Source organism: Aeromicrobium sp., from assembly GCF_049586495.1.
Lineage (GTDB): Bacteria > Actinomycetota > Actinomycetes > Propionibacteriales > Nocardioidaceae > Aeromicrobium.
Map to the genome: position 1 here is coordinate 1 of NZ_JBAVCB010000177.1, position 9,614 is coordinate 9,614.

Below are 9,614 nucleotides of genomic sequence, written 5' to 3' on the forward strand. Positions count from 1 at the left end.
GAGGAGACGTTCTCGACGTCGGTCCACGTGATCGCCACCGGTCGGATGGTCAGGGGGCCGCCGAGCGTGACGCCCTCGGTGTCCGTGCGCGCCACCACGGGCGGCCACACCCACAGCATGACGGCGCGCACGAACAGCACCAGAGCGATCACTCCGCCCAGCAACCGCACCCACGGCGCAGTCACGACCGTGGTCACGGACAAGGCGGCAGCGGCCACCAGCAAATTGATGCCGATGCCCTGCAGCACGAAACGTCGGTCCAGTCGATAGCTCATCAAGCAGAGGGGGCGGGATTTGAACCCGCGACTGACATTTCTGCCAGTGACCGCTTTCAAGGCGGTTCCGTTCGGCCGCTCCGGCACCCCTCCTTGCCCCCGAGGGGACTGCGCCATTGTTCCACTCCCTACTTCAAGGGCGCGAACCTGCCCGGTTCCACGCGGCTCAACGGCTCGATCTGGCGGGCGGCCCGCGAGGATCGCTGCGTCATGACCTGCGTGCGCACGCCCAGCCCGATCAGGAGTCCGAGCACGACGGAGTACAACGTCGACAGACCGATGTACGACGGAAAGGCGCCAGGCGTGACCAACGAGGTCGTCAGCACCGACGTGCCGACCACGGCAAACACCAGAATCCACCACCCCTCGCGCCGCTGCGAACGCACCGACACTCCCACCAGAAGGGCAGGGAAGCCCAACAACACCTCCACCGGCCGCGGTACCCCCCCAAACGTCTCGCGGGTCCAGATCACTGAGTTGGTGAACAGGTCGACCACCGTCTGCGAGCCGTGCGTGCGCACGAAGCTGCTGTAGGCGAGCACGAGAACCAGGGCCAACGCGACCCCCACGAGAATGGCGAAATTCTGGCGCCCCATGCCGTGCAGGCCTGCGCCGAGCCCCCACACCAGCCCGATGGCCAGCGCCAGCGAGATGCCCACCACGATCAGGTTGAAGCGTTGGTAGTCGACTGGCGGACTCCATGCGGCCACCGCGAGCGTGCCGCTGAGCGCCACCACGATGGCTATCAAGAACTCCGCGACGGCGCGCACCACACCATCTGCCGGTCGCGTGACCAGCACAGCCCACACCGCAGCCGTCGCGCCGGTCAACACTGCTGCCGAGGCGAGCAGCGTGTTGTTCTCCACCGCCACGGTCACGATGGCCAAGAGCGCGGTCGGGGGGATCCACAGCCTCATGTGACCGCCGCCGCGATGCACCAGTGCCACGGTGAACACGACCATCAGCAGAGCCGCCGACGGTCGCTGGATCCACTCGGGTGTTCCGACCGCCACCACGGCAGTTCCCGCGCCAGCGACGCCAACGAGCCACAACACGACGAAGGACGACATCACGAGGTACGCAATCCGTGGCGACGCGATCCGGGCCACCCGGGTCGGGACGTCGTAGTCCTGCGGAACCGAGGAGTCCAGGCGACGCCGGCCGCCCTGCTGGGTCGCCATCAGGTGGGCATCCGGCGATTGCTCAGCGAGGGGTTGACCTCGCGCACCGCCTCGATCTCGTGGCGATCGATCTCCACCACGATGGTCTCGTCATCGGCACCAGCCTCGCCCAGGACAAGTCCCATCGGGTCCAGAGCCAACGAGTGACCCGTGTAGCGGTCACCGCCTTGTGCGGGGGCCACCACGAAGACCGTGTTCTCGATCGCACGGGCCGCGAGCAACGTCTGCCAGTGGTGCAGCTTGTGCTGGCCAGCCACCCACGCGGCGGGAACCAGCAACACGTCCGCCCCGTCGTCGACGAGGGCGCGAGCCAGTTCGGGGAACCGCAGGTCGTAGCACGTCATCAGTCCGACGCACATGCCAGCGACATCGATGACGACGGGCGTCACGTCACCGGGTGCCAGTCGATCCGACTCGCGATATCCGAACGAGTCGTACAGATGCACCTTGCGGTACGTGTCGCGCCGCGACCCGTCTGGGCCGATGACCACCAGCGTGTTGAACGGCAACGTGTCGGTCGACTCGAACATGCCGGCGACGATCGTGGCACCGAGGCGACGTGCATGGGTGGCCAGCATCGTGACGAACGGACCGTCCAGCGCCTCGGCCACGGCGGACAGATCGTGACCCGGTTCGCCGAAGTCGTGCATCGCTCCCTCGGGCAGGACCACCAGATCGAGGTCGCCGGGCAAGGCCTCCAACCGTTCGCCGATCCGCGTACGGTTGGTCGCCGAATCCAAGGCTGAGACGAACTGAAGCACCGCGACACGCATATTTCCATCTTGGCAGGTGACCGGCTGACTCAGCCAGAGACCCGTTGCGGTCCAGCTGGGACACGCTACGGTGACCCCCATGCGTGCCGTCGTCGTCCAGAGTCCCGGCGGTGTCGAGGCCCTCGACGTCGTCGACCGGCCGGTCCCTGAACCCGGACCCGGCGAAGTCCTGATCAAGATCACGGCTGCCGGGGTCAACCGCGCCGATCTGTTGCAAAGACGCGGATTCTACGATCCGCCGTCCGGCGCCACCGATGTGCTCGGGCTCGAGTGCTCCGGCGAGATCGCGGCCACCGGCGAGGGAGTGACCGACTTTCCGGCCGGAACCCAGGTGTGCGCACTGCTCAGCGGGGGCGGCTACGCCGAGTACGTCGTCGTTCCCGCCGGTCAGGTGGCCACGGTCCCCCGCGGCGTGAGCCTGGTCGAGGCCGGTGCGCTGATGGAGGTCGCCTCCACGGTGTGGTCCAACGTCTTCATGATGGGCAAGCTGCAACATGGCGAGACCGTCCTGCTGCACGGCGGTGCCAGCGGCATCGGCACGATGGGCATCCAGCTGTGCAAGGCCTTCGGCACCACGGTCGTCACCACCGTCGGATCGGACGAGAAGGCCGACTTCTGTCGCGGGCTTGGAGCCGACCTGGTCGTCAACTACCGCACCGAGGACTTTGCTGAGCAGATGGCAGCGCACGACATGGCCGCCGATGTCATCCTCGACATCATCGGCGCCAAGTACCTGCAATCGAATATCGCGGTGCTCGCGACCGCTGGCCGCCTGGTGGTCATCGGTCTGCAGGGCGGGATCAAGGCCGAGCTGGACATCGGCGCGCTGCTGGCCAAGCGGGCCGCTGTGATGGCCACGTCGCTGCGCGCACGCCCGTCGGCCGAGAAGGCGGCGATCGTGTCTGCCATGGTGGCGCAGGTCTGGCCGCTGCTGGCCGAACAGACCGTGCGGCCGATCGTGCACGCCACGTTCGGTCTGGAGCAGGTGCGCGAGGCCCATCAGATGCTGGAGGACTCCAGTCACACGGGCAAGGTTCTGCTGACCCTCTGACGGCTCGTTAGGCTGGACGAATGACGACATCCAACGATTCCCCGTCCGACGAGGCCACACCTCCACACCAAGTCATCGGTCCGGACGGACATCAGATCGTCGCCGCGGCGAGGGAGTCCGGCACCTCGCTGGGCGATCTGGTCGAGCAACCGGCCAAGGTCATGCGGATCGGCAGCATGGTGCGTCAGCTGCTCGACGAGGTGAAGGCCGCCCCGCTCGACGCGGCCGGACGAACCCGCCTGCGCGACATCCACGTGCAGTCGATCAAGGAGCTGCAGGACGGACTGGCGCCCGAGCTGGTCGAGGAGCTGGAGCGACTGAGCCTGCCGTTCGAGGACGCAGCACCGTCGGAATCAGAGCTGCGCGTGGCCCAGGCGCAGCTGGTCGGCTGGCTGGAGGGACTGTTCCACGGCATCCAAGCGGCCCTGTACGCCCAGCAGGTGCAGGCACAGCACCAGTTCCAGAACATGAGGCTGGCTCTACCGGGTCCAAACGAAACCAACGGTGACGATTCGGATACTTCATCGCATTCATCTGCGTCTGGAGGCATGTACCTCTAGCATTGGTCATGATGCGACGGGAGAGGGAGCCCATGACCATCGTGCCCGACACGATTCTGCCGCCGTGCGCCAACGCGCCGGAGGTGTACCAGCACGAGACGCTGCACCATCCGCCTTCGCGGCGTGACATGACCGCGAGCGAGTGGGCGCAGTTCACCGAGCGCCGAGCCGAAGTGCACCGCCAGTGTGCCGGTTGCCCGCTGATGATCGAGTGCCTGTACCGGGCAGTCGTCGAAGTCGATGTGTCCGGATTCGTTGCGTGCACCACCGAACGCGATCGCCGAAGCATCCGCCGCGAGCTGGGCATCGACGTCGAGATGACCCCGGCTGCGATGGGGATCCCCCACGTCGGCGGCGGGCCGATCAGCCGGGATTCCGTCATCGCGATCCGGCAGGCCTATCCCAAGGACACGTGCCTGCAGCTGGCCGACCGCCTCGGCTGCTCCACATCGACCATCAAGCGGCATCTGCGACGGGCTCGCGAGGACGAAGCGCTGTCCCGAGCCGTCGAACCGGCCACGCGCACAGCACCCACCGTCGAGGCCGTCCTTGACTGCTTCGACCGGCTCGAGTCCAGCAGCGCCGCCTGACCGACCCCCACAGGGGCTCAGAGGTAGCGGTGCAGCTCGGTGGCGAGGCCGTCGTCATCGACGTTTCCGGTGACTGCGTCGGCAGCGACCTTCAGCGACTCAGGAGCTTGGCCCATGGCCACGCCCCGGCCCGCCCAGAGCAGCATCTCGGCATCGTTGTTGCCATCACCGACCGCGAGCACGTCGGAGCGGTCGATGCCGCGCCGTTCGCACAGCCACTCCAGTCCTGATGCCTTCGACACGCCTTCAGGGGCGATGTCGAGCCACGCGGTGTAGCCGACGTAGTAGTTGGTGTCGTGCAGACCAAGATCGGCGACCAAACGGTGGAAGTCGTCCGCGCTGCGCTCGGGCGCTCGGATCACGACGCGGGTGACGGGCTCGCTGAGCAGCTCGTCGATGGTCTGTACGGTCATCGTGCCGTTGATCTCCCCGGACGGGAACGGTTGGCTGACCCGGTACCCCACGCCCACCTCCTCCACGGCCACCAGGGCGTCGGGCATGTGCTCGATGATGCGATGCACCGCCTCCGAGGCGTCGAACGTGATGGAGTTCAGGATCTTGACCGGTTGATGTGAGATGACCAGAGCACCGTTGCTGGCGATGGCGTAGCCGTCGAGGCCCAGCTTGGCGGCGGTGTTCAGGACGCCGGGGACAGCCCGGCCGGTCGAGATGACGACCTCCACCCCCGAGTCGTGCATGGCCAGCACCGCGTCGCGGACGACGGGGCTCATCTGGTTGTCGTGATCGACCAGCGTGCCGTCGACGTCGAGCGCGATCATGCGTGGACGCCAGGTCACGTGCGCGGCCTCAGCACCTCGCCGAGCAGCGGGTGCAGAGCGGCGGGCATCCGGATGGAGCCGTCGGCCTGCTGCCCGTTCTCCAGCAGCGCGATGATGGTGCGGGTCATGGCACACAGGGTGCCGTTGAGCGTGGCGGCCGGCGTCATGCCGTCCGAGGTGCGCACTCGGGTGTCGAGACGGCGAGCCTGGAACTCGGTGCAGTTGGAAGCCGAGGAAACCTCGCGGTACTTGCCCTGACTCGGGATCCACGCCTCGCAGTCGAACTTGCGGATCGCCGACAGGCCGAGGTCACCTGCGGCCACGTCGATGACGCGATACGGCAGCTCGAGAGCATCGAGCCAGGCGCGCTCCCACCCGAGGATTCGCTCGTGCTCGGCATAGGACTCCTCGACGGTCGTGTAGACGAACATCTCGACCTTGTCGAACCAGTGCACGCGGAAGATGCCGCGGGTGTCCTTGCCGTACGAACCGGCTTCGCGGCGGAAGCAGGGACTGAAGGCGGCATAGCGCAGCGGGAGCGAGGCGGCATCGAGGATCTCCTCGGAGTGGTACGCCGCGAGCGGCACTTCCGACGTACCGACCAGGTACAGCTCGTCCCGCTCGAGGTAGTAGACATCGTCGGCGGCCTGGCCGAGAAAACCGGTGCCCTCCATGGCGCTGGGCTTGACCAGCGCCGGGGGAATCATGGGAATGAACCCCCACTCGGCGGCCTTCGCCATGGCCAGCTGGGTCAAGGCGAGCTCCAGCTGGGCTCCAACGCCGGTGAGGTAGTAGAAACGGGCACCGCTGACCTTGGCGCCACGCTCGGTGTCGATGGCGCCAAGCATCTCGCCAAGCTCGAGGTGATCGCGCGGGTCGAATCCTTCTGCTGCGAAGTCGCGTGGGGTGCCGACCGTGTCGAGCACGACGAAATTGTCCTCGCCACCCGGAGGCGCCTCGGGCGCCGCGAGGTTGGGCAGCTGCTTGAGCAGCTGGTCGAATTCAGCCGCGGCTGCTCCCTGATCGGCCTCCGCCTGCTTGACCCGGGCGCTGAGCTCCTTGGTCTGCGCCAGCAGGGCCTGTTTCTCATCGCCCTGGGCCCGGGGGATCAGCGCGCCCAGCTTCTTCTGCTCCGACCGCAGGGCCTCGAAGGCCACAATTGACGAGCGCCGCTGCTCGTCGCGACTCACCAGCTGGTCGACGATCTCCTCGGGTGCGCCGCGTCGCCGCTGGGCCGCGCGGATCATGTCAGGGTCGTCACGCAGGAGCCGGGCGTCAATCACGGTTCCCACCCTATCGCCGGCTTCGCAGCCACAGGCACCCCGCGGGCGCGCTGTCCATTACCCTTGGTCGACCTGTCAGTGCCGGAGGGAGCCCCGTGTCGTTCGACCTGCGCCGAGCCACCCCTGAGCGGCCAGCCGTGCTGCTGGTCGTGTTGGGCGTCCTGGGTGCGATCTTCACGCTCCTGGCGGTCTTCGCCTTGAACCAGTGGTGGCCGGTCGGTCCGATCGACGAAGGCGTAGCCCTGCGGGCGTTCGAGTTCAGCGTCGACCGCCCCCGCTTCGTTGACCTGCTCAACAGCGCCGCCGTCGCATTCAGCACGGTGGGCTGCATCATCGGACTGGTCGGCTTCCTGGCCCATGCTCTGTGGCAGCGCGAGCGCCGCATCGGGATCTGGATCGTGGCCAGCGGTGCCACCGCCTTGGCGGGCAATGCGCTGCTCAAGCTGGTGTTTCGTCGTGAGCGTCCGCTCACGGTCGGCACCCTCAACGACATCGGCGGGTACTCGTTCCCCAGCGGCCACGCCGCTGGCGCAGGCATGTTCTTCACCGTGGCCATCCTGGTCACGATCGTGCTGACCGGCCGGGGTTGGCGGCGACGCATCCTCATCGCGATCTTCTCCGTACTCGGTCTGTTCGTCGCGGCCAGCCGGGTTCTGCTCGGCGTGCACTGGACCTCAGACGTCGCCGCCGGTCTGGTGTTCGGCGTCGGCGTCACCCTCGGCCTATGGGTGCTGATCGTCTCCGACACGGTCCGATTCCCCACCGAGCTCGCCATGCTCACCGGCGCCGGGACCAAGCAGGTGGCGGTGGTGCTGAACCCCATCAAAGTCGGCGACGTCGAGGACTTCAAGACCCGCACCACGGCCGTTGCCGCGGCGCGCGGATGGAGCGCACCGCTCTGGTTCGAGACCACGATCGAGGACATCGGTCACGGGCAAGCCGCAGAGGCGCTGCGCGCTGGCGTCGACCTGATCGTGGCTGCGGGCGGCGACGGCACCGTCCGCGCCGTCTGCGAGGAGGCCGCCAAGACCGGCATCGCCGTCGGCATCCTGCCGCACGGCACGGGAAACCTGCTCGCCCGCAATCTCAGCATCCCGCTCAACACGCGCGACGCCCTGGACGTCGTCTTCGACGGCCAGGACAAGGCCATCGATCTCGGCGCCTTCGGTACTGACACAGGGATCGACACGTCCTTCCTCGTGATGGCCGGTCTGGGGATGGACGCCGCGATCATGACCGGCGTCAATGATCAGCTCAAGGAGAAGGTTGGTTGGCTCGCCTACTTCGTCTCCGGCGTCAAGGCGGCACGATATCCGGCCATGAAGGTGCAGATCGCGGTTGACGATGGCGAGTTCAAGAAGTTCCGCGCCCGGACCGTCGTCATTGGCAACGTGGGCTTCCTGCAGGGCGGCATTCCCTTGCTGCCTGACGCCCAGATCGATGACGGCCAGCTCGACGTGGTCGTTCTCGCGCCCAAGCGGTTCCTGGGTTGGCTGGCCATCATCGTGCGGGTGATGGGGCGTCAGAAGCGAACCAACGACAGGCTCGATCGGCTCACGGGGCACAAGGTCGTCATCAAGGCCGAGCGACCCGTGCCGATGCAACTCGACGGCGACGCCGTGGGCGAGGGCAAGGAGATCCATGCCGAGGTGCAGCCCGGCGTCCTGCTGGTCCGAGTACCTCTGTCCCCCGTCGCTCCCGTTCCCCAGCGCTGGTAAGCCCTCGAGGCGGACCAGGTGAACTGACACGTCGGACTGCTCGGTCGAGCCAGTTCCGATTCAGATGGAGTGGGGCGAGCACGACCCCGCCTGGCGGATCGGCCCGCTCACTTCGTGGAGTCAGATCACGTTCGGCTGTAGTCGTCGATCTCCGCCAAGATCTTGCTCATCACGGAGCGCTCGGCAAAGGAGGCACGCACGGCGGCGCGGGCCAGATCGGCCACCCCCGTCTCGTCGAGCCCGAGCAGGTCGGCGGCGACCTGATACTCGCGATTCAAGGTGGTGCCGAACATCGGCGGGTCGTCGGAGTTGATCGTCACGGGCACGCCGGCGGCCACGAGAGTGGCCAGCGGGTGCTCCTCCATCGACGGCACGGACCGCGTGCAGACGTTGGACGTCGGCGAGATCTCCAGCACGATGTGCTCATCGGCGAGCCGTTGCATGAGCGCCGGGTCCTGCGCCGCGGTGATGCCGTGACCGATCCGCTCGGCGCCCAGCAGATCGAGGGCATCGATGATCGTCTGCGGTCCGGTGGACTCCCCGGCGTGCGGCAGGCTGTGCAGACCGGCGGCGCGGGCGGCATCGAAGTGCGGCTTGAACTGCGGACGTGGAACCCCGACCTCGGGTCCGCCCAACCCGAATCCGATCAAGCCATCGGGCTGCAGCCGGGTGGCGACGTCCAGCGTCACGTCCGCGGCCGGTATTCCCGACTCGCCCGGAATGTCGAAGATCCAGCGCATCGTCAGGCCGAAGTCGACCTCCGCCCGCCGCCGAGCGTCCTCCAGCGCCTCCACGTAGGCCTCGGCACTGATGCCGAGGGCCATCGACGTGTAGGGGGTGCAGGTCAGCTCGACGTACCGCACGTTCTGCGCGGCCAGGTCGCGCGCCACGTCGTGGGTCAGCATCCACAGGTCCTCAGGCGTCCGCAACAGATCGACGGTTGCCAGATAGATCTCGATGAAGTGCCCGAAGTCGGTGAAGGTGAAGAACTCGGCGAGCGCGGCCGGGTCGGTGGGCACGTTCGTGCTGCCGGCATGACGCTCCGCGAGGGTGGCGACGGTGTCCATCGATGCCGAACCGACGTGATGGACATGCAGCTCGGCCTTGGGCAGTCCGGCGATGAACGAGGTCAGATCAGTCACGCCGCCGAGTCTTCCACGAACCGCCCAGAACGCGGTGACCATGCCACCTCCTGCTCGCCGAGACGGTGAGCCGGTGGACAACCAGGATCGTCTGGAATGGACTGTCGGAGGGGTCCTCTAGATTGGATACATGCAGCAATCGCAGGGAAATCAGGTGCAGCGACTCACTGCTGCCGCGTCTTCCCGAGCCCGGGCTGAGCACGCCGAGTGGGCCGAGATGCTGGCCTTCTCAGACCGTTTGGCGGCCGAATACACGCAGACG

10 protein-coding genes and 1 tRNA gene are annotated in these 9,614 nt (G+C 67.2%); 4 read left to right on the forward strand and 7 right to left on the reverse strand.

Features of this window, described 5'->3' with window-relative positions:
* The 4 genes from WB508_RS09365 to WB508_RS09380 all read right to left on the reverse strand — a co-directional run.
* Positions 1–275: hypothetical protein (locus tag WB508_RS09365; protein WP_423844618.1), on the reverse strand; the 275-nt coding region annotated here is incomplete at its 3' end.
* 4 nt (positions 276–279) lie between these two features.
* A tRNA-Ser gene (locus tag WB508_RS09370) sits at positions 280–368 on the reverse strand.
* A 35-nt stretch (positions 369–403) separates the two neighbouring features.
* Positions 404–1,456 carry a hypothetical protein gene (locus WB508_RS09375; RefSeq protein ID WP_423844619.1) on the reverse strand — a complete coding sequence of 351 codons (1,053 nt, stop codon included), beginning with the start codon at positions 1,454–1,456 and terminating at the stop codon, positions 404–406.
* Positions 1,456–2,217 (reverse strand): carbon-nitrogen hydrolase family protein, encoded by a 762-nt coding sequence (locus WB508_RS09380; RefSeq protein WP_423844620.1) that lies wholly within the window; start codon positions 2,215–2,217, stop codon positions 1,456–1,458. Before WB508_RS09380 ends, WB508_RS09375 begins: the two co-directional genes overlap by 1 nt.
* 91 nt (positions 2,218–2,308) lie before the next feature.
* Between WB508_RS09380 and WB508_RS09385 the strand changes: the two genes are divergently transcribed.
* The 3 genes from WB508_RS09385 to WB508_RS09395 are packed head-to-tail and all read left to right on the forward strand — an operon-like array spanning position 2,309 to position 4,430.
* Positions 2,309–3,280, forward strand: coding sequence for an NAD(P)H-quinone oxidoreductase (locus tag WB508_RS09385; protein ID WP_423844621.1), 972 nt, complete (start codon positions 2,309–2,311; stop codon positions 3,278–3,280).
* Positions 3,281–3,300: 20 nt separating this feature from the next.
* Positions 3,301–3,840, forward strand: coding sequence for a bacterial proteasome activator family protein (locus tag WB508_RS09390; protein ID WP_423844622.1), 540 nt, complete (start codon positions 3,301–3,303; stop codon positions 3,838–3,840).
* A gap of 32 nt (positions 3,841–3,872) precedes the next feature.
* Entirely contained in the window at positions 3,873–4,430 is a 558-nt protein-coding gene (locus tag WB508_RS09395) for a WhiB family transcriptional regulator (RefSeq protein WP_423844623.1), read from the forward strand.
* A 17-nt stretch (positions 4,431–4,447) separates the two neighbouring features.
* Here WB508_RS09395 and WB508_RS09400 read toward each other — a convergent pair whose 3' ends face one another.
* Positions 4,448–5,227, reverse strand: coding sequence for an HAD family hydrolase (locus WB508_RS09400; RefSeq protein WP_423844624.1), 780 nt, complete (start codon positions 5,225–5,227; stop codon positions 4,448–4,450).
* Complete coding sequence (gene serS / locus WB508_RS09405; protein WP_423844625.1) at positions 5,224–6,492, reverse strand: serine--tRNA ligase; 1,269 nt, start codon at positions 6,490–6,492, stop codon at positions 5,224–5,226. The genes WB508_RS09400 and serS overlap by 4 nt, the downstream gene beginning before the upstream one ends.
* Before the next feature lie 95 nt (positions 6,493–6,587).
* Between serS and WB508_RS09410 the strand changes: the two genes are divergently transcribed.
* A complete protein-coding gene (locus WB508_RS09410) occupies positions 6,588–8,210 on the forward strand; it encodes a diacylglycerol kinase family protein (RefSeq protein WP_423844626.1) in 1,623 nt (540 codons plus the stop codon).
* Positions 8,211–8,335: 125 nt separating this feature from the next.
* Here WB508_RS09410 and WB508_RS09415 read toward each other — a convergent pair whose 3' ends face one another.
* Positions 8,336–9,352 carry an adenosine deaminase gene (locus WB508_RS09415; protein WP_423844627.1) on the reverse strand — a complete coding sequence of 339 codons (1,017 nt, stop codon included), beginning with the start codon at positions 9,350–9,352 and terminating at the stop codon, positions 8,336–8,338.
* Positions 9,353–9,614 lie beyond the last annotated feature (262 nt).

Excerpts from the sequence above, each read along its gene's own strand:
- WB508_RS09390 (WP_423844622.1), top strand. The coding sequence starts at position 3,301 with ATGACGACATCCAACGATTCCCCGTCCGACGAGGCCACACCTCCACAC.
- WB508_RS09385 (WP_423844621.1), top strand. The coding sequence starts at position 2,309 with ATGCGTGCCGTCGTCGTCCAGAGTCCCGGCGGTGTCGAGGCCCTCGAC.
- WB508_RS09395 (WP_423844623.1), top strand. The coding sequence starts at position 3,873 with ATGACCATCGTGCCCGACACGATTCTGCCGCCGTGCGCCAACGCGCCG.
- WB508_RS09375 (WP_423844619.1), bottom strand. The coding sequence starts at position 1,456 with ATGGCGACCCAGCAGGGCGGCCGGCGTCGCCTGGACTCCTCGGTTCCG.